An 18,224-nucleotide genomic window follows, 5' to 3' on the forward strand; every position below is an offset into this window, starting at 1 on the left:
CGCACGAGTCTGACGGGAGTGATTGGAAAGTGTCAATCACTGTTCGCTCTAAGCTGTCCCGCGTGCTCCCCGAGAAACGACGTGCCGCGACCGAAGCCGAGGCCGCCGCGCTGGCCTCCGGAATACGGCTGCGGATCATCCGGTTGACCTTCTCGGAGGCGCTGACGAACAAGGAGCTCGCCGAACGGCTGGGCCGGGATCCGGCGACGACGCTGCACCACGTGCGCAAGCTCGTCGAGACCGGCTTCCTCGCCGCGCAGCCGCCGCGCCGCGGGGCCCGGGGTGCCAAGGAAATTCCGTATCTTTCGACGGGGCTTTCGTGGACACTCGACTCATGCGGTGACAAGGGCGTGGAACAGGCGGTTCTCGAGGCTTATCTGGCCGAGATCGCCGAGACCGGATTCGAGGGCGTGCACCAGTCGCGCCTGGTCGTCCAGGTGGCCCCCGAGGAGCGGGCGGAGCTGGAAACGCGGCTCAACGCCCTGCTCGAGGAGTTCCGCGCGCGCCCCCGCCGTCCCGGCGCGGAGCGCACCGCGATCTACCTCGCCACCTATCCCAGCACGTAAAAGTTCGGTTCCCGCGGCGAATCGTGGGAACATGGAGGCACGATGACAGAACTGACACACACCGAAGACCACGACGACGACCTGTACGACGGCGACCCGTCGACAGGCGAAATGGAGCTCGAGGACCGGGCGTCGCTGCGCCGGGTCAGGGGACTGTCCACGGAGCTGGACGACGTCACCGAGGTCGAGTACCGGCAACTGCGGCTCGAGCGCGTCGTGCTGGTCGGCGTGTGGACCGAGGGCACGGCCCTGCAGTCCGAGGCGTCGCTGGCCGAGCTGGCGCGCCTGGCCGAGACGGCGGGCTCGGAGGTCCTCGAAGGCCTCATCCAGCGGCGGACCAAGCCGGACCCGGCCACCTACATCGGCTCGGGCAAGGTGCGGGAGCTGCGGGACATCGTCTCCTCCACCGGCGCCGACACCGTGATCTGCGACGGCGAGCTCTCACCGGGCCAGCTGCGGCAGCTCGAGGAGAAGGTCAAGGTCAAGGTGATCGACCGGACCGCCCTGATCCTCGACATCTTCGCCCAGCACGCCCGGTCCAAGGAGGGCAAGGCGCAGGTCGAGCTGGCCCAGCTGCAGTACCTGATCCCGCGGCTGCGCGGGTGGGGTGCGTCGCTGTCCCGGCAGGCCGGTGGCCGCGCCGGTGGCGCGAACGGCGGCGTGGGCCTGCGCGGTCCCGGTGAGACCAAGCTCGAGACCGACCGGCGGCGGATCAACAAGCGCGTGGCGAAGCTGCGCCGGGAGATCGCGGCCATGGACACCATCCGCGAGACCAAGCGCGGGCGGCGGCTGGCCAACGAGGTGCCCAGCGTGGCGATCGTCGGCTACACCAACGCCGGCAAGTCGAGCCTGCTCAACGCGCTGACCGGGGCCGGGGTGCTGGTGGAGGACGCGCTGTTCGCCACCCTCGACCCGACCACCCGGCGCGCGCAGACGCCGGACGGCCGCGGCTACACGCTGACCGACACCGTCGGGTTCGTGCGGCACCTGCCGCACCAGCTGGTGGACGCGTTCCGTTCGACGCTGGAGGAGGCCGCCGACGCGGACCTGCTCGTGCACGTGGTGGACGGGTCCGACCCGGCACCCGAAGAGCAGGTCAGCGCGGTGCGCGAGGTGCTCGGCGAGATCACGCGCAAGCGCAAGGAGCCGCTCCCGCCGGAGCTGCTGGTGATCAACAAGACCGACGCGTCCGACGAGGTCAGCCTGGCCCGCCTGCGGCACGCGCTGGCCGGGTCGGTCCAGGTCTCGGCCCGGACCGGGGCGGGCATCCCGGAGCTCGTCGAGGTGATCGCCGACCGCCTGCCGCGGCCGGAGGTCACGGTCGAGGTCCTCGTGCCCTACTCGCGCGGCGAGCTGGTCGCGCGGGCGCACGCGGACGGCGAGGTCCTCGAAGAGGAGCACGCCGAGGAGGGCACGCGCCTGCTGGTGCGGGTCCGCCCGGACTTCGCGGCGGCTTTGCGCGAGTACGAGACCAACTCGACCAGGGCCTGACACGTCTCCGTAGTGTGCGGCTGAAGGAGTCGCACACTACGGAGGTGGCTGGGTGCGCTGGGTTGTCGCGTTGGTCTTCTTGGCCGTGTTCGGCGGGTCGGTGCCCGCTTCGGCGGCCGAGGCGCCCCAGCCGTTGTGCACGATGAAGGACTCCCGGATCGGCGAGCTGTCCGGCCTGGTCTCGGACGGGTCGAAGCTGTACGCGATCAACGACGGCGGCAGCAAGGTCCAGGTGTTCGTGCTGGGCCGCGACTGCAAGGTGCAGAAGGTCCTCACGGACAAGACGGACCCGTTCGACGTCGAGGACCTGGCCCGCACGCCCGACGGGACGCTGTGGCTGTCCGACACCGGCGACAACCAGAAGGGCCGGCTGACGGTCGCCCTGCTGGAGATGAACCCGCAGGGCAAGGTGACGCTGCACCGGCTCCGGTACCCGGACGGCCAGCACGACACCGAAGCGCTGATCATGGACAAGGCGGGCACGCCGTACCTGATCACCAAGGACATCCTCGGCGAGGCTCGCGTGTACCGGCCTTCAGGGCCGCTGGCGAGCCCGGGCCCGACCACCTTGGAGAAGGTGGGCACGGTGAAGATCGCGTCGACGGACACCCAGGGCGGCCCGGTGGGGTCGATCGGCTCGGTCCTGGTGACGGGCGGCGCTTCGACGGCCGACGGAACGGCGGTGGCCTTGCGGACGTACACGGACGCGTATGTGTACGCGGCTCCGGACGGCGACGTGCTGGCGGCGCTGCAGCGCAACCCGGTGCGGATCCCGTTGCCGGGGGAGAAGCAGGGCGAGGCGATCGCGTTCGACCCCGACGGGACGCTGATTTCGGGAAGCGAAGGCGTGGGCCAGCCCCTCCGCACGGTCCCGGGCGCGGCGGCACTGGCCGCTTCGGCCGCGCCATCGTCGGACGGAACACCGGCTTCGAGCGCCGCCGGCGAAGCACCGGACGGCGGCGGAGTGCCGGTCCTGCCGGCGGCGGGTATCGCGGTGGCTGTGGTGGGCCTGGGCTGGTTCGGGTTCAGCAGGGTGCGCCGCCGCCGAGGCTGAGCGCCCGCCCGCCTGCTCGACTCTCACTGGCTGCTCGACTCGCCCGCGCTCGCTTGTGGGCCAGCCGCCTGCTCGATTCCGCCGCGCGCCTACCGCTGCTGGACTCCGCCCGCGCTCGCTCGTGGGCTGGCCGCCTACTCGATTGCGCCCGCGCCAGCCCGTGGACCGGCCGCCAGCTCGATCCGGCCGTCTCTACCCACTGCCCGAGGCCGCGGCTTCACAGCGACGGGCCGTGAGCCAGCCCCTCCGCACGGTGCGGGGCGCGGCGGCAGTGGCCGCGCAGTCCGGCGCACCGGCGGAGGGAACGACCTCGACCGGCACGAGCGCGTCGTCCGGCTCGGCGGAGGACGGGTCCGGGCTTCCCGTCCTGCCTACCGCCGGGATCACGTTCGCGGTGGTCGGTCTCGGCTGGTTCGGCTCCCCACGGCCGAAGATCATCCGATCAGGTGAACCTCCCGGGCCGTGCGATAGCCCGGAAGCGACCTCCTAGAGACGTCGCAGAACCGCGACGACCTTGCCGAGCACCGTGGCGTCGTCGCCGGGGATCGGCTCGTACGCCTCGTTGTGCGGCATCAGCCAGATGTGGCCGCCCTTGCGCTTGAACGTCTTGACCGTGGCCTCGCCGTCGATCATCGCCGCGACGATCTCGCCGTTGTCCGCGTCCGGCTGCTGCCGGACCACGACCCAGTCGCCGTCGGTGATGGCCGCGTCGATCATCGAGTCACCGGTGACCTTCAGCAGGAACAGCTCGCCCTCGCCGACGATCTCCCGCGGCAGCGGGAACACGTCCTCGATGGCCTGCTCGGCCAGCACCGGGCCACCGGCGGCGATCCGGCCGACCAGCGGCACGTACGCCGCCTTCGGCATGACCGGCTGCTGGTCCATCTCGATGCCCATGGGGTTGTCGTCGGTCGCCGAGAGCACGCCGACCGCGCGCGGGCGGTTCGCGTCCCGGCGCAGGTAGCCCTTGCGCTGCAGCGCGCGCAGCTGGTGCGAGACCGACGACGTCGAGGTCAGCCCGACCGCCTCGCCGATTTCGCGGACGCTCGGCGGGTAGCCGAACCGGCTCACCCACGAGCGGATCACGTCGAGCACCTGCTGCTGGCGGACGGTGAGGGTCTCGTCCACGTCGTACACCTCGGGCATGGCGTGCACCTTGCCCGAGCCGCCGGGGGACCCACTGGTCCTGCCCGCCTTGTTCTCCTTCGCCACTGCGTCGCCTCCCAGACGTTCGCTGCACGTATCTGCGCGCCGGCCGCCGCCCGCGGGGTGCGGGCAGCCTCGCCGGGCGGCATCTGCCCGGCAGATGCCCTGGTCACCGACGTTAGCCCCCGGGCACGACGATTTCAAACATCTGTTCGATCGACACGCCGTGTCCGCTCGATTTTGTCGGTGGCAGGTGGTAGACCTTCGCACGGGCGTTCGATAGAACGCCTGTTCGACCTTGATCCACGGGCCGCCCCCGGTCCGGGAAACGGGCGGACACAGGGTTTCGAGGAGGTTCGGATGTCCATTCTGGCCGAACGCGGACACGTTCGCCCGGCGACCCCGGTCCCGGCGCCCCTTCGTCCCGTGCGCGTCCTGCGCGGTCGCCGCGGCGAGGTGCACCGCCCGCCGACGCGCGCGCGGGTCGTGGCGGGCCGGCGCCCGGCCGGGGCACCGTGCGCGGCGCCGCGCCGGGTTTCGGTGCGGTGGCCCTGGCTCGCCGCACTCGCCGTCGCGAGCTGCCTCATGGTCACCGGATTGGGTCTTCTGGGGAGCGGGGCGTCCGGCGCCCCGGTGCCCGAGCGGACCGCGACGGTGTCCGTCGGCCAGGGCGACACGCTGGCTTCGCTGGCCGCGCGATTCGCGCCAGACAGTGAGCCTGGCGCGGTTGTCGCCCGGATCAAGGAACTGAATCGCCTGGACCAGGCCGTTCTCGTGCCCGGGCTGCCGCTCACGGTCCCGGTGGCGGACCCGGCCGCCGTCCCCGCACCCTGATCCGCGCGGGTCGTCAACCGCACTCACCCGGGCGAGGATCGCGCCCGGCGCGCCGCTTGCGCCCGCACCTCTCGAGTTCTACCCTTCGCCGCTATATGTAGTAGTTACACCGCTGTAGTTGGTCCACAGGTTGGGGTAGACTGGACAGCAGTTGTCCACAGCTGGTCGGCTTTTACCCACCGGATGTCCACAAAACGATCACCAGGTGCAGGGGTGCATGGTGGCCGCGGGGACGTCGACCGCGGGCAGCCGGCGAGGAGGGGAAGGTGATCGGCGGATGAGGTGCCCGTTCTGCCGGCATGCGGACTCTCGGGTCGTCGACTCCCGAGAGGTGGATGAAGGCCAGGCGATCCGCAGGCGGCGCTCGTGCGCGTCGTGCGGACGGCGGTTCACGACGTCGGAGACGATGGTGCTCGCCGTCGTCAAGCGGTCCGGGGTCACCGAACAGTTCAGCCGGGACAAGGTGGTGAGCGGCGTCCGCCGCGCCTGCCAGGGCAGGCCGGTCGACGACGACGCGCTGCAGCAGCTCGCGCAGCGCGTGGAGGAGTCGATCCGCTCCGCCGGGCTGGCGGAGATCCCGAGTCACGAGGTCGGCCTGGCCATCCTGGGCCCGCTGCGTGAGCTCGACGGGGTCGCCTACCTCCGGTTCGCCAGTGTCTACCGCTCCTTCTCCTCGGTCGAGGACTTCGAGAAGGAGATCGCCGACCTGCGTGAGGCCATGGCGGGTGCTGCTGCCGAGAAGGTCAGCGATCAGCGCGAAGACGGCGACTGAGCCGTCCCGCTGCGGGAGAGGGTTCAACCGATGACGGAAACCGTGGGAACGGGGGCCCGCGCGGCCACCGGCAAGAAGGGCAAGGCCGCCGGCGGGCTGAGCGTGCAGCGCGTCTTCACGACCGAGGGGCAGCACCCGTACGACCAGGTGACCTGGGAACAGCGGGACGTCGTCATGACGAACTGGCGCGACGGCTCGGTCAACTTCGAGCAGCGCGGCGTCGAGTTCCCCGAGTTCTGGTCGGTCAACGCCACCAACATCGTCACGAGCAAGTACTTCCGCGGCGCCGTCGGCAGCCCGCAGCGCGAGCGCAGCCTCAAGCAGCTCATCGACCGCGTCGTGCAGACGTACGTCAAGGCCGCGCGCGACCACGGCTACTTCGCCACGCCGCAGGACCTCGAGATCTTCGAGCACGAACTCACCTGGATGCTGCTGCACCAGGTCTTCAGCTTCAACTCCCCGGTCTGGTTCAACGTCGGTACGCCGTCGAAGCAGCAGGTCAGCGCCTGCCAGCCGTACGACGCCCTGGTGAGCACTCCCGGTGGCGCCGTGCCGATCGGCCGCTTCGTCGAGCTGAACGCCGTGGGGGCCAAGGTCTACGACGCGCACGGGCTGACCAAGGTCGTCGCCACCAAGGCGAACGGGATCAAGGAAGTCCTGCGCGTCACGACGAAGTCGGGCCACGTCCTCGACGTCACGGCCGACCACCTGGTCTGGCGTGCGAGTGCGGGCGGCGGGAAGTTCGTGCCCGCCGGCGAGCTCCAGGTCGGAGACCAGCTCGAATGGCACCGCCGCAGTGCTTTCGGCGAGGAAGAGATCCGGGACGCCGACATCGCCGAAGCCGCGCTGGCGGGCTGGTTGCAGTCGGACGGCTTCGTCGGCCAGTACGACGGGACGAACCGCTCGCTGACCATCGAAGCGATGACGGTGAACGACGCCGAGCTGGCCTGGGTCCGTACGGCGCTCGACCGGGTCTTCCCGGGTGTCCACCGCCACGAACGCGCCGTCGAAACCCAGGACGAGACCCTCGACTGCCGCCGAACCCGGCTCTACGGCAACGTCCTCGAGAACTTCGTCGAAGCCTGGGGCTTGCGTGCTCGCGGGGTCGAGATGGAGGTGCCGGAGCACCTGTACACGGCGCCGCTTCCGGTCGTGGCCGCGTACCTGCGGAGCATCTTCCAGGCCGAGGGCTATGTCTCCGCGCGGGAACGGTCCACTTTGGTCGCGCTGGACATGATCGGCGAAGACCTGGTCCGTGGTCTCCAGCAGCTGCTGGCCCGGTTCGGCATCTTCGCTCGCGTGGGCCGGAAGAAGGAGAGCCGCCCGAACCGGCACGACCTCTGGGGCATCCGGATCCAGAACGCCGGCGACCGGCGGATCTTCGCGGACGAGATCGGCTTCATCGATCCCGTGAAGACCGCGAAGCTGGAGGCTTCGTTCGAAAAGCCCGGCCTGGCCGCCCACGAGACGAAGCGGCTGGAGATCGCCGCGATCGAAAGCCGCGGCGAGCTGCCGGTCTACGACATCCAGACGGAATCCGGCGAGTACCTTTCCGGAAACCTCCGCGTCCACAACTGCTTCATCCTCGCCGTCGACGACACGATGGAGTCGATCCTCAACTGGTACCGCGAGGAGGGCCTGATCTTCAAGGGCGGCTCCGGCGCCGGGCTGAACCTCTCCCGCATCCGCTCCTCGAAGGAGCTGCTGACCTCCGGCGGCACCGCGTCCGGGCCGGTCTCGTTCATGCGCGGCGCCGACGCGTCCGCGGGCACCATCAAGTCCGGCGGTGCCACCCGGCGCGCGGCGAAGATGGTCGTCCTCGACGTCGACCACCCCGACATCGAAGAGTTCATCCAGACCAAGGCGCGCGAAGAGGAGAAGATCAAGGTCCTCCGCGACGCCGGGTTCGACATGGACCTCTCCGGCGCGGACATCTCCTCGGTGCAGTACCAGAACGCGAACAACTCGGTCCGCGTGTCCGACGAGTTCATGCAGGCGGTCGAGAACGGCACCGACTTCGGCCTGCGCGCCCGGCTCACCGGCGAGGTCATCGACCGCACCGACGCGAAGAAGCTGTTCCGCACCATGGCGCAGGCCGCGTGGGAGTGCGCCGACCCCGGCATCCAGTACGACGGCACGATCAACGACTGGCACACCTGCCCGGAGTCGGGCCGGATCACCGCGTCGAACCCGTGCAGCGAGTACATGCACCTCGACAACTCCAGCTGCAACCTGGCGTCGCTGAACCTGCTGAAGTTCGTCACGCCGGAGGGCACGTTCGACGCGCCGCTGTTCGCGCGCGCCGTCGAATTCATCATCACCGCGATGGACGTCTCGATCTGCTTCGCGGACTTCCCGACCGAGCCGATCGCGGACACCACGCGGAAGTTCCGGCAGCTCGGCATCGGCTACGCCAACCTCGGCGCGCTGCTGATGGCGCTCGGCCACGCGTACGACTCCGACGGCGGCCGCGCGCTCGCGGCGGCGATCACGTCGCTGATGACGGGCGTGTCGTACCGGCGTTCGGCGGAGATGGCCCAGGTCGTCGGTGCGTACGAGGGCTACGCGCGCAACGCCGAAGCGCACCAGCGCGTGATGCGCAAGCACGCGGCGGCGAACGAGCTCGTCCGCACCTACCACTCGAACGACGCCGCGGTCCGCGCGCTGGCGACGGAGGAGTGGAAGAAGGGCATCGACATCGGCGCGAAGCACGGCTGGCGCAACGCGCAGGCGTCGGTGCTCGCTCCCACCGGCACCATCGGCTTCATGATGGACTGCGACACGACCGGGATCGAGCCGGACTTCTCGCTGGTGAAGTTCAAGAAGCTCGTCGGCGGCGGCTCGATGCAGATCGTCAACCAGACGGTGCCGCGCGCGCTGGAGGCGCTGGGCTACCCGGGCGAGCAGGTCGAGGCGATCGTCGAGTACGTGGCGCAGAACGGCCACGTCGTCGACGCGCCGGGGCTGCGTCCCGAGCACTACGAGGTGTTCGACTGCGCGGTCGGCGAGCGCTCGATCGCGCCGATGGGGCACGTCCGGATGATGGCCGCGGTGCAGCCGTTCCTGTCCGGCGCGATCTCGAAGACGGTCAACATGCCGGAGTCGGCGACGGTCGAAGAGGTCGAGGAGATCTACTTCCAGGGCTGGAAGCTCGGCCTGAAGGCCCTCGCGATCTACCGCGACAACTGCAAGGTCGGCCAGCCGCTGTCGACGGCGAAGAAGGAGACAGCGGCCGCGTCCGCCGAGCCCGAGAAGGTCGTCGAGTACCGCCCGGTGCGCAAGCGCCTGCCGAAGAAGCGCCCGAGCCAGACGGTGTCGTTCACGGTCGGCGGCGCGGAGGGCTACCTGACGGCGGGCTCGTACCCGGACGACGGCCTCGGCGAGATCTTCGTCAAGCTGGGCAAGCAGGGCTCGACGCTGGCCGGCGTGATGGACGCGTTCTCGATGTCGATCTCGGTCGGCCTCCAGCACGGCATCCCGCTCGAGTTCTACGTCTCGAAGTTCTCCAACCTGCGCTTCGAGCCGGCCGGCATGACGGACGACCCGGACATCCGCATCGCGACGAGCGTGATGGACTACCTGTTCCGCAGGCTGGCCCTGGACTACCTGCCGCACGACAAGCGCTCCCAGCTGGGCATCCTCTCGGCGGACGAGCGTTCGGCCGAAGTCGAGGCGACGTACGGCAACCCGGGCGTCGACCTGGAGGCGCTGCAGTCCACAGTGGACGCCTCCCCGGAGCCGCACGCGGACGAGCCGGAGCCCGCCCACCGCGAAGCCCAGACGACGACCGAGCTGATGGAGCTCCGTCTCGGCAAGGCGGCGGACGCCCCCCTCTGCATGACGTGCGGAACGAAGATGCGCCCGGCAGGCTCGTGCTACGCCTGTGAAGGCTGCGGCGCCACTTCGGGCTGCAGCTGACGGTTTCCGGCTGAGCCGGGCGGACGACCGCCCGGCTCAACCCCCGTTCAGCGCGCCAGAACCCGGTCCACCACCCCGGCCAACTCGTCCGGCTGCCCTCGCCAGGCGATGAAGTGGTCCGGGCGCACCAGCACTCCGCCGCCGCCCGCGATCCCGGTGGTGTGCAGCCAGTCTTCGTCCTCGACGATGTGGATGTCGAAATCGTCCGTGGGCGGCCATTCGCCGCCGGGGCCGGTGAGCAGCGTCAGCCGAGCGCCGACCAGGTCCAATGTCGACAAATCGTCGGCCAGCCAGGCGTGGGGGAGCCGCGAACCCGGCGTCCCGTCGAGCACGAGGTCCTCGGTGGACGGGAGTTCGGGCCGCGCGCCGAGCACCGCCGCCGAGTCGTAGCGGTAGCCGAGGTGGACGACCGGGGCGTTGACCACCCCGGCCGCGGCGCGGGCGGCCGCCGCCGCGGGGCCCTGCTCCCAGTGCAGGCGTGGATCCTTCAGGCGCAGCAACGCCTGCTCGAGCGCCAGCGCCGCCACCGGACGGCGTTCGGCTTCGTAGGTGTCCAGCAGCGCCTCGCCCGCCGAGCCGTCGAGGACCGCGGCCAGTTTCCACGCCAGGTTGTGCGCGTCGGCGATGCCGGTGTTCGCGCCGAACGCGCCGAGCGGCGGGATCGCGTGCGCCGCGTCGCCGGCCAGGAAGACCCGGCCGGCGCGGAAGCGGTCGGCCAGCAGCCCGCGCACCCGCCACGGCAGCACGCTCAGCACCTCGACCGCCAGGTCCGGATCGCCCACCGCGGCCCGGACCAGCGCGGCGCAGCGCGCCGGCGGGAAGTCGCCGGGCGACTCGTCGCCGAGGTCGGTGTGGAAGATCCAGTCCTTCTCGGCGTCGACGGTCACCAGCATCCCGGGCGACTCCGGCGTGGTGATCGTGCAGTTCGCGAAGTGGTGGCCCTTCGTGTACGGCGTCAGGTCGGCGCGGAAGAGGATGTTGAGCAGCGGCTTCCCCAGCGCGCCGGGGCCGGTCGTGCCGATGCCGAGGGCCGCGCGCAGGGCGCTGCGGCCGCCGTCGGCCGCGATCAGGTAGTCCGCGCGGACCACCTGACGCCCGCCGGGCCCGTCGAGGACCGCGGTGACGCCGGCGCCGTCCTGCTCGGCCGACACGAGCGTGGTCGAGTAGGCGACGGTGGCTCCGCGCTCCCGCGCGGCGCTCAGGAGCACCGAGTCGAGCCGGTCCTGCGGGCAGGTGCCGCGCAGCGCGCCCGGGCTGAGCTCGGAGGCGACGACGTTCGGGCTGTTCGGGACCGCGGGCGGCGTGTCGGGCAGGTCCGCCGTGGTCAGGGTGACGGCGGAGATCTTGCCCAGCGTGGCCGCCCGCCGGACGGCGACCGCCTCGACGTCGCCGGCGATGCCGGCCTGGCGGAAGAACTCCATGGTGCGGAAGCCGAGCCCGGTGGCACGCGGGTGCGCGGACGGGCCGGGCTCGCGTTCGACGACGAGCGCCGGAACGCCGTGGTGGGCGAGGAAGAGCGCGGCGGACAGGCCGACGGTGCCGCCGCCGGCGATCAGGACTCTGGTCATGGCCACCCCAGTTGTGGATACGGTGTGCTCGGTACGGATACACCGTAGCCACTGGGGTACGCTGTTCGCAACGGACCGGAGGAAGTGCATGGCCGAAGAGCTGGTGTGGGCGAAGGAGCGGCGCAGCCCGCGGCGTCAGGCCCCGAGCGTCGAGCAGATCGTGCGGACGGCGATCGCGATCGCCGACGCCGAAGGGCTGCCCGCGGTCTCGATGCGCCGGGTCGCGACGGACCTCGGTTCGGGTACGGCGTCCCTCTACCGCTACGTCGCGAGCCGCGACGAGCTGCTGGACCTGATGATCGACGAGGTCAAGGGCGCCGAGCACACCGAACTCACCGGCGACTGGCGCGCCGACCTGACCAGCGTCGCCCACCAGGTCCGGGCGACGCTGCTGCGGCATCCGTGGCTGGGCGAAGCGGTCCCCGGCCGCCCGGCGCTGGGCACGAACTCCCTGCGCCGTCACGAGGCCGCCCTCGCGGCGGCGGCGCCGTTGAGCGACGACATCACCTTCGTGGCGGCGGCGGTGGACGTGGTGCTGGCGTACGTGTTCGGCACGGTGACGCAGGAACTGGCGGAGCTGCAGGCCCAGCACCGTTCGGGCATGACGAAGGAGCAGTGGCAGGCGAGCGTGGGGCCGTACATCCGCGACGTGCTCGCGAGCGGCAAGTACCCGCAGTTCACCCGGCGGGTCGTCGAGGGGGAGGAGTGGAGCGCGGCGGAGGTCTTCGAGTTCGGGCTCGGCTGCGTCCTCGACGGCGTAGCGGCGCGGGCCCGGCGGTGAACACAAGCGTGTAACGCCGGCTCCCGGGTCAGCGATCTCACCCGATCGGTGCGGCGATGGGGTGGGCATGACTGATGTGACGCGGGAATCGACGGCCCGCCGGAGGCTGCCGGCGGGATGCCGGCTGCGGCTCGTGCAGCACATCCCGTTCCTGACCGGCCTCGACGCGCTCCCGGCCCGCGTCGAGAGCGCCGAGCCGGGCCTGGACCTCCAGATGTACACGCCGGTCCTGGACGGCGAGCTGCGCCGGTACCTGCCGCACCGGGTGGCGACCATCGACGTCGAAGCCGAGGGCGAAGAGCCGCGCTTCCGGCTGCGGTCGGCGAAGTGCCGGCTGTGGGACTCCGGCGCCGGGGTGCTGGAGATCGGCTACGAAGTCGACATCACCGGCATGACCTGCCGGGAACTGCGCCACGCCATCGACCGGCTGCACGAACTCGCGCCCGAGCGGTGGAACGAGACGGCCGCGCGGTGTGCGGAGCACTTCGCCACGAACCTCGGGGGCGGCCGGAGCGAGGCCAGGACGGTGTGGGTGCACGACACGCTGATCTTCAGCGGGCTCACCGCGGGTGTCGCGGAAGAGGTCGCCGACTACTACACGGACGGCGGCGCGCTCCACGAACTCACGATGGAGCGGCACCGCTGGCCGCTCCGGCTCGGCTTGACGGCGTGCTTGGTGACCGACGACGTCGATTGCCGGAAGGCAGCGGTCCGCGTCATCGAGGCCCACCAGGCGTTGTGGGCCACGGCGATCGAATACGACCGGCAGCTGTTCCGGGTGCTCGCCCAGGAGACCGCGGGAAAGGGGGTGCGCCGTCTCGAAGAAGAGCTCGACGAACTGCTCCGGGTGCAGCGGAGGATCAGCGACTTCGCGTCGAAGGTCTCGGCCACTCCGGTGCACCTGTCCCGGTTGGACCAGCAGCTGTGGGTGGCGGTGCACAAGTCGTGGCGCCTGCAGGACCAGATCGACGGGCTGACCGAGCGGCTCGGCGCCCTCCGGAGCTCGTATTCGGAACTCGCGAACCGCATCGGAACGCAGCGCAGCCGCCGGCTGTCGTATTTCCTGGTGGTGTTCACGCTCCTGAGCGCGGTGTCGACGGCGGCGAGCCTGCGCGTGTTCGTCCAGCAGGACCTCCAGCCGTCGAACGCGGAAAGTGTGCGCTGGCTCCTGGTCGCGGCCGCAGTAGCGGCCGCGCTGGCGGCGATCCTCACGGTGTTCGTGGCCCGCGGCTACCACCGGCGGCGGCGATGACGCGGGCTCTTCTAGTCGCTGCTGTCGGCGAATGTGAGTGAGCGCTCGGCGTTGTCCAGCAGTTCTTTGTAGGTGATCACGGAAATCCGGGCGTGCTCGGCGTTGTAGGTGCGGAGTGTTTCCGCGATTTCCTGTTCGCTGAACTGCGGTTGGAAGCCGGGGTGCCCGATCACGACGGTGCCGCTCGCCCGGCGGGACTCGATGCCGTACCGGCCGCGGATCGCGTTGCGGTCTTCGTCGAAGGCGGTGAGGTAGTTCGCGACCTGGCTGACCGCCTCGTGCACACCACGGTCGACGATCAGGCCGAAGGCGCGGTACTTCCGGACGAGGGTGGTGTTCGCTCGTTTGAGCTCGACGACGTGCAGGGATCCGTCGGGGCGCAGCAGCGGAACGTCCACCTCGGTGCCGGTCGTGAACCGGCGTCGCGCCGTCTCGCCGACGTAGCTGCCCCCGAACAGCCAGTAGGAGCCGCGAATCGCGGCCTGCAGGTGAGCCTCCGTGCTGTTCGGGTTTTCGACGACGTCGCGGATCAGGGCGAGCCGTTCCCGGCGAAGCTGCAGATGCGCCGCTTCGACCCTGCTCGCCAGCTCCGCATCGGTCAGGTCGAGTCCGCCAGGGCCGGAACCGGGGTCGAAGTCGGTACGCAGCCTCCTGGTCAGCACCTCGGCCAGCCAGACCTGGGCTTCCGTGTCGAGCCGGAGGACCCGGTAGTGGCCGTGTTCGCGGTCTTCGACCACCCTGAGCGACAGCTCGCCGAGTTCCTGGAGGTGGCGCACGAGTTCGGCCGCGGTCGCGTCCGGGTGGCGTTCGAGGTACTCCTTCGCGCGGTAGGCCCCCAGGGCGTTGGTGTTCGAGACCATCAGCTGGACCGCGTCGAGGTTGGTCTCCCTGGCCTCGTAGAGCTGGTACCGCCTCGTCACGTCGTCGGTGAGAATCCGTCCGGTGGCGTGCCCGACCAGGTCGTCCAGGCGATCGGCCGTCGCGGTGTCGCCCGCCGCCAGTGCCTCTCGGCGCGCGAACGCGGCCAGCTCCAGCATTTTCTTGCCGCCTCGGTTGCGGCTGCTCGCCAGGTGCTCGCGAACGTCGGCGATGGCGGCCTTGACGTTCGCGTCGGTCACGTGCTCGTCGATGCACTCGAGCAAGAGCGTCGTGACCTGGTCCGAGCGGATTCTCTTCCGCGACCCGTCGGTGTAGGGCATCGATATCCTCCAGGCGATCAAGCGAGCAGTCGCGCAGCCAGCGTCCGCAGGGTCGCGGTGATCCGCTCCACCGGTACCCCTCGCGACGTCTGGTGCAGGAAAAGCTCCGGAGCCAGCGGGGCCAGCAACACGTCCGCCAGCACTTCGGGATCCGCCGCCCCCGCCGCCTCCGCCAGGACCCGCACGTGCGTCCGCCAGAACCCGTACGCGCCCGTCGTGAACCGCGAATGGCCGACCTCCGCGCCCAGTACCAGCGGTGCGTGCCGCTCCAGCAACGCCACCATCGCCTCGTAGAACGCCGCCAGCCGGGCGGACGGCGGGGCCCCCGGTCCCAGCGGGGGGTCTCCGCGCAGCAACGACTCCTGGAGGCGGCGCTCGTGCTCGTCCAGCAACGCCACGGCGATCGAGGCGCGGTCCGGGTAGCGGCGGTACAGCGTTCCGCGGCCGACGCCCGCCGCCCGGGCGATGTCCTCCATCGTCACCTCGGCCGCGCCGTGGGCGGTGAACAGCTCCTCGGCCGCCGCGAGGATCTTCGCGCGGTTGCGGGCCGCGTCGGCGCGTTCGGGCATGGCGGCAGCCTAGGGAATAACCGGACACGGCGTCCAGTTGAGGTCAAGTGGACACCGTGTCCACTTGAGGAGGAATCGTGCCCCACCTGCTGCACCTCGACTCCAGCGCCCGCCGCTCGTCGTTCTCGCGTGAGCTGTCCGCCCGGTACGCCGCCGGCTGGACCGGCACCCGGACCTACCGCGACCTCGCCGCCGACCCGGTTCCGGTGATCGGCGAGGCCTGGACCCGGATCTGCGACGCCCTGCTCGCCGCGAAGATCACCGACCCCGCGCACTACGCCGACGTCGTCGAGACGCCGGACCAGCGGAAGGCCTGGGCGATCGTCGAGCCGCTGCTGGCCGAGCTGCTCGAAGCCGACGTCGTCCTGATCGGCGCGCCGATGTACAACTTCTCGATCCCGGCGGCCCTGAAGGCGTGGATCGACCAGGTGACGTTCCCGAAGATGGTCCTGCGGAACAAGAAGTTCGTCATCGCCGGCGCCCGCGGCGGGACGTACGCGCCCGGCACCCCCAAAGCCGCCTTCGACCACCACGAGCGCTACCTGCGGGACTTCATCGCCGGGCACTACGGCGTCGACGACGTCCGGTTCGTGCACGCCGAGCTGACCAACGCCCTGGTCGACCCGCAGCTGGCAAAGCGCGACGGGGAGCGGAAGGCCTCGCTCGACGCGGCACTGGAGGCGATCTGATGGGCTGGGTGACGCTGATCTTCGCCGGCCTCGTCGAAATCGCCTGGTCGCAGAGCATCAAACCGACGGAGAACTTCACCCGGCCGTGGCCGACGCTCCTGTGCTTCGTGCTCGGCGCCGCCGCGGTCTACCTGCTGTCGCGCGCGATGGACACCGTCCCGGTGGGCACCGCCTACGCGGTGTTCACCGGGATCGGTGCCGTCGGCGCGATCGTGCTCGGCGTCGTCGTGACGAAGGACCCGCTCAGCGTCGGCCGGGTGGCCGCGCTGGCCCTGATCGTCGGCGGCGTCGTGCTCGCCCGCGTCACTTCGTGAGCTGCTCCCACAGGAACTCGAACACCAGCGCCCACTTGAACGCCAGCTGCTCGTTGTCCGCCGCGGCACCGTGGCCGCCCTCGATGTTCTCGTGATACCGGACGTCGTGCCCCTGCTCACGCATCCGCGCCACCATCTTGCGGGCGTGGGCGGGGTGCACGCGGTCGTCGCGCGTCGACGTCACGAACAGCGACGGCGGATACGTGCGTCCACTGTGGACGTTCTGGTACGGCGAGTACTTCGCGATGTACTCCCATTCCGCGGCGTCGTCGGGGTCGCCGTACTCGGCCATCCAGGACGCCCCGGCCAGCAGCAGGTGGTAGCGGCGCATGTCCAGCAGCGGCACCTGGCTGACGATCGCGCCGAACCGGTCCGGGTAGCGCGTCAGCATCACGCCCATCAGCAGGCCGCCGTTGCTGCCGCCCTGGATGCCCAGCCGCGACGGCGTCGTGATGCCCCGCGAAACCAGGTCGGCGGCCACCGCGGCGAAGTCCTCGTACACGCGGTGGCGCTGCGCCTTGATGGCCTGGGTGTGCCAGCCGGGCCCGTACTCGCCGCCGCCGCGGATGTTCGCGACGACGTACGTGCCGCCGCGGGCCAGCCAGCCGCGGCCGATCATGCCGCTGTAGGACGGCGTCAGCGAGATCTCGAAGCCGCCGTAGCCGGTCAGCAGCGTCGGGCCGCCCTCGGCGCCGGACGGCCGGACGACGAAGTACGGGATCTTCGTGCCGTCCTCCGACGTCGCGAAGTACTGCGCCACGCTCATGCCCGAAGCGTCGAAGAACGCCGGAGCCTGCTTCAGCACTTCGACCTCTTCGCCGACGTGCCCGTAGCTCAGCGTCGACGGCTGGAGGAAGCCGCTGGAGTCGATCAGGTACTCGTCGCTGACGTCGGGGTCGGTGTCGAAGATGTCCGCGCTGCCGAACTCGGGACCACCGGCGAGGGGCTCTTCGGTCCAGGCGCCGGGCCCCGGCGTCAGGGTGCGCAGCTCGCTGCGGACGTCACGCAGTGTGCCGAGCAGCAGGTGGTGGCGCGTCCAGGCCCAGTACTCGAGCGACGTGTGCTCGTCGGGCGTGAACAACGTCGTGAAATCGCGATCGCCGGCCAGGAAGGCATCGAAGAGGATGGCGATCAGCGAGCCGGCCGGGTGTTCCGTGCCGCCGACGGTCCACGCCGTCCGCGGCCGCACCAGCAGCCATTCGCGGTGCACGGACGCGCTCGCGTCGTCCGGGACGTCGATCTTGACCAGGCCGGTGGGCGTCTTCAGGTGCAGTTCCGAGCGGTAGAAGTCGATCGCGCGGCTGACGAAGTCGCGTTCGAAGCCTTCGGTCGGGTCGTGGGACGCGCCGATCGAAACGTCGTCCGGCTTGCCTTCGAAGATGGTGACGGCTTCGGAGAGCGGCGTGCCGCGGCGCCACTCCTTGGCCAGCCGCGGGTAGCCGGAGCTGGTCAGCGAACCCGGGCCGAAGTCCGTTCCGATGTAGACGCGGTCTTCGTCGATCCAGCCGATCCGCGTCTTCGCCTCCGGGACCGTGAAGCCGTCCGCGACGAACTCGTGCGCGTCGAGGTCGAACTCGCGGACGACGGTGGCGTCCGCGCCGCCGCGGGACAGCTCGACCAGGCCGCGCCGGTAGCCCGGCCGCAGCACGGCCGCGCCCTGCCAGACCCAGTTCTCGCCTTCGGCCTCGGCCAGCGCGTCGACGTCGAGCAGCAGCTCCCATTCGGGCTCGGGCTGCCGGTAGGACTCCAGCGTCGTCCGCCGCCACAGGCCGCGCGGGTGGCTCGCGTCCTGCCAGAAGTTGTAGAGGAACTCGCCGCGGCGGCGCACGTACGGGATCCGGTCGTCGGCGTCGAGCACCTCGCGCAGCTCGTCACGCAGTTCGGCGAACCGCGCGCCGGTGGTCAGCTCGGCCAGCGTCTCGTCGTTGCGGGAGCGCACCCAGCCGAGCGCCTCGTCGCCGGTCACGTCTTCCAGCCACAGGTAAGGATCCTCCACACTCATGCCGACAGTCTCGCCTGGTTGGCGGCCCTGCGGCCACCCGGTGGCGTTTTCGTTTCGTGATCCCTGCCT

The 18,224-nt window shown here is 70.6% G+C and carries 15 protein-coding genes; 10 read left to right on the forward strand and 5 right to left on the reverse strand.

What is annotated here, in order from left to right:
* Positions 1 to 62 precede the first annotated feature (62 nt).
* The 3 genes from CCN39_RS01975 to CCN39_RS01985 are packed head-to-tail and all read left to right on the forward strand — an operon-like array spanning position 63 to position 3,111.
* Positions 63 to 566, forward strand: coding sequence for an ArsR/SmtB family transcription factor (locus CCN39_RS01975; protein WP_086838085.1), 504 nt, complete (start codon positions 63 to 65; stop codon positions 564 to 566).
* A gap of 42 nt (positions 567 to 608) precedes the next feature.
* On the forward strand, positions 609 to 2,057 hold the full coding sequence (hflX, locus tag CCN39_RS01980) for a GTPase HflX (protein ID WP_086838086.1): 1,449 nt from the start codon (positions 609 to 611) through the stop codon (positions 2,055 to 2,057).
* Positions 2,058 to 2,109: 52 nt separating this feature from the next.
* Complete coding sequence (locus CCN39_RS01985) at positions 2,110 to 3,111, forward strand: esterase-like activity of phytase family protein (protein WP_086838087.1); 1,002 nt, start codon at positions 2,110 to 2,112, stop codon at positions 3,109 to 3,111.
* A gap of 486 nt (positions 3,112 to 3,597) precedes the next feature.
* On the opposite strand, the gene lexA is transcribed toward CCN39_RS01985, so the two are convergent.
* Positions 3,598 to 4,257: a transcriptional repressor LexA gene (gene lexA / locus CCN39_RS01990; protein ID WP_049878229.1), complete on the reverse strand. Its 660-nt coding sequence runs from the start codon at positions 4,255 to 4,257 to the stop codon at positions 3,598 to 3,600.
* Positions 4,258 to 4,617: 360 nt separating this feature from the next.
* Between lexA and CCN39_RS01995 the strand changes: the two genes are divergently transcribed.
* From CCN39_RS01995 to CCN39_RS02005, 3 genes are all read left to right on the forward strand, one after another.
* Entirely contained in the window at positions 4,618 to 5,091 is a 474-nt protein-coding gene (locus CCN39_RS01995; RefSeq protein WP_086838088.1) for a LysM peptidoglycan-binding domain-containing protein, read from the forward strand.
* A 277-nt stretch (positions 5,092 to 5,368) separates the two neighbouring features.
* Positions 5,369 to 5,863, forward strand: a complete 495-nt coding sequence (gene nrdR, locus CCN39_RS02000; protein ID WP_086838089.1) for a transcriptional regulator NrdR — start codon at positions 5,369 to 5,371, stop codon at positions 5,861 to 5,863.
* 30 nt (positions 5,864 to 5,893) lie between these two features.
* Positions 5,894 to 9,781, forward strand: a complete 3,888-nt coding sequence (locus CCN39_RS02005; protein WP_086838090.1) for a vitamin B12-dependent ribonucleotide reductase — start codon at positions 5,894 to 5,896, stop codon at positions 9,779 to 9,781.
* 47 nt (positions 9,782 to 9,828) lie between these two features.
* Here the strand turns inward: CCN39_RS02005 and CCN39_RS02010 are convergent, their stop codons facing one another.
* Complete coding sequence (locus tag CCN39_RS02010; protein WP_086838091.1) at positions 9,829 to 11,349, reverse strand: FAD-dependent monooxygenase; 1,521 nt, start codon at positions 11,347 to 11,349, stop codon at positions 9,829 to 9,831.
* Positions 11,350 to 11,437: 88 nt separating this feature from the next.
* On the opposite strand from CCN39_RS02010, the gene CCN39_RS02015 reads away from it, so the two are divergent.
* Positions 11,438 to 12,130, forward strand: coding sequence for a TetR/AcrR family transcriptional regulator (locus tag CCN39_RS02015; protein WP_086838092.1), 693 nt, complete (start codon positions 11,438 to 11,440; stop codon positions 12,128 to 12,130).
* 67 nt (positions 12,131 to 12,197) lie between these two features.
* Positions 12,198 to 13,382, forward strand: coding sequence for a hypothetical protein (locus tag CCN39_RS02020; protein ID WP_143263904.1), 1,185 nt, complete (start codon positions 12,198 to 12,200; stop codon positions 13,380 to 13,382).
* An 11-nt stretch (positions 13,383 to 13,393) separates the two neighbouring features.
* On the opposite strand, the gene CCN39_RS02025 is transcribed toward CCN39_RS02020, so the two are convergent.
* Positions 13,394 to 14,581 (reverse strand): Shedu anti-phage system protein SduA domain-containing protein, encoded by a 1,188-nt coding sequence (locus CCN39_RS02025; protein WP_086838094.1) that lies wholly within the window; start codon positions 14,579 to 14,581, stop codon positions 13,394 to 13,396.
* Positions 14,582 to 14,598: 17 nt separating this feature from the next.
* Entirely contained in the window at positions 14,599 to 15,150 is a 552-nt protein-coding gene (locus CCN39_RS02030; protein ID WP_086838095.1) for a TetR/AcrR family transcriptional regulator, read from the reverse strand.
* Positions 15,151 to 15,227: 77 nt separating this feature from the next.
* On the opposite strand from CCN39_RS02030, the gene CCN39_RS02035 reads away from it, so the two are divergent.
* Positions 15,228 to 15,839, forward strand: coding sequence for an FMN-dependent NADH-azoreductase (locus tag CCN39_RS02035; RefSeq protein ID WP_167454948.1), 612 nt, complete (start codon positions 15,228 to 15,230; stop codon positions 15,837 to 15,839).
* On the forward strand, positions 15,839 to 16,153 hold the full coding sequence (locus CCN39_RS02040) for a DMT family transporter (protein WP_086838096.1): 315 nt from the start codon (positions 15,839 to 15,841) through the stop codon (positions 16,151 to 16,153). Before CCN39_RS02035 ends, CCN39_RS02040 begins: the two co-directional genes overlap by 1 nt.
* On the opposite strand, the gene CCN39_RS02045 is transcribed toward CCN39_RS02040, so the two are convergent.
* Positions 16,143 to 18,155, reverse strand: coding sequence for a prolyl oligopeptidase family serine peptidase (locus CCN39_RS02045; protein WP_086838097.1), 2,013 nt, complete (start codon positions 18,153 to 18,155; stop codon positions 16,143 to 16,145). The two genes, CCN39_RS02040 and CCN39_RS02045, sit on opposite strands and share 11 nt — an antisense overlap.
* Between the last annotated feature and the right edge of the window lie 69 nt (positions 18,156 to 18,224).

Origin of the sequence: Amycolatopsis kentuckyensis, from assembly GCF_002155975.1 — a bacterium.
Taxonomy (GTDB): Bacteria; Actinomycetota; Actinomycetes; order Mycobacteriales; family Pseudonocardiaceae; genus Amycolatopsis; species Amycolatopsis kentuckyensis.

Bases quoted from the DNA above. Each gene is read 5' to 3' on its own strand.
- hflX (WP_086838086.1), top strand. From the start codon at position 609: ATGACAGAACTGACACACACCGAAGACCACGACGACGACCTGTACGAC.
- lexA (WP_049878229.1), bottom strand. From the start codon at position 4,257: ATGCCCGAGGTGTACGACGTGGACGAGACCCTCACCGTCCGCCAGCAG.
- CCN39_RS01995 (WP_086838088.1), top strand. From the start codon at position 4,618: ATGTCCATTCTGGCCGAACGCGGACACGTTCGCCCGGCGACCCCGGTC.
- nrdR (WP_086838089.1), top strand. From the start codon at position 5,369: ATGAGGTGCCCGTTCTGCCGGCATGCGGACTCTCGGGTCGTCGACTCC.
- CCN39_RS02005 (WP_086838090.1), top strand. From the start codon at position 5,894: ATGACGGAAACCGTGGGAACGGGGGCCCGCGCGGCCACCGGCAAGAAG.
- CCN39_RS02010 (WP_086838091.1), bottom strand. From the start codon at position 11,349: ATGACCAGAGTCCTGATCGCCGGCGGCGGCACCGTCGGCCTGTCCGCC.
- CCN39_RS02015 (WP_086838092.1), top strand. From the start codon at position 11,438: ATGGCCGAAGAGCTGGTGTGGGCGAAGGAGCGGCGCAGCCCGCGGCGT.
- CCN39_RS02020 (WP_143263904.1), top strand. From the start codon at position 12,198: ATGACTGATGTGACGCGGGAATCGACGGCCCGCCGGAGGCTGCCGGCG.
- CCN39_RS02025 (WP_086838094.1), bottom strand. From the start codon at position 14,581: ATGCCCTACACCGACGGGTCGCGGAAGAGAATCCGCTCGGACCAGGTC.
- CCN39_RS02030 (WP_086838095.1), bottom strand. From the start codon at position 15,150: ATGCCCGAACGCGCCGACGCGGCCCGCAACCGCGCGAAGATCCTCGCG.
- CCN39_RS02040 (WP_086838096.1), top strand. From the start codon at position 15,839: ATGGGCTGGGTGACGCTGATCTTCGCCGGCCTCGTCGAAATCGCCTGG.
- CCN39_RS02045 (WP_086838097.1), bottom strand. From the start codon at position 18,155: ATGAGTGTGGAGGATCCTTACCTGTGGCTGGAAGACGTGACCGGCGAC.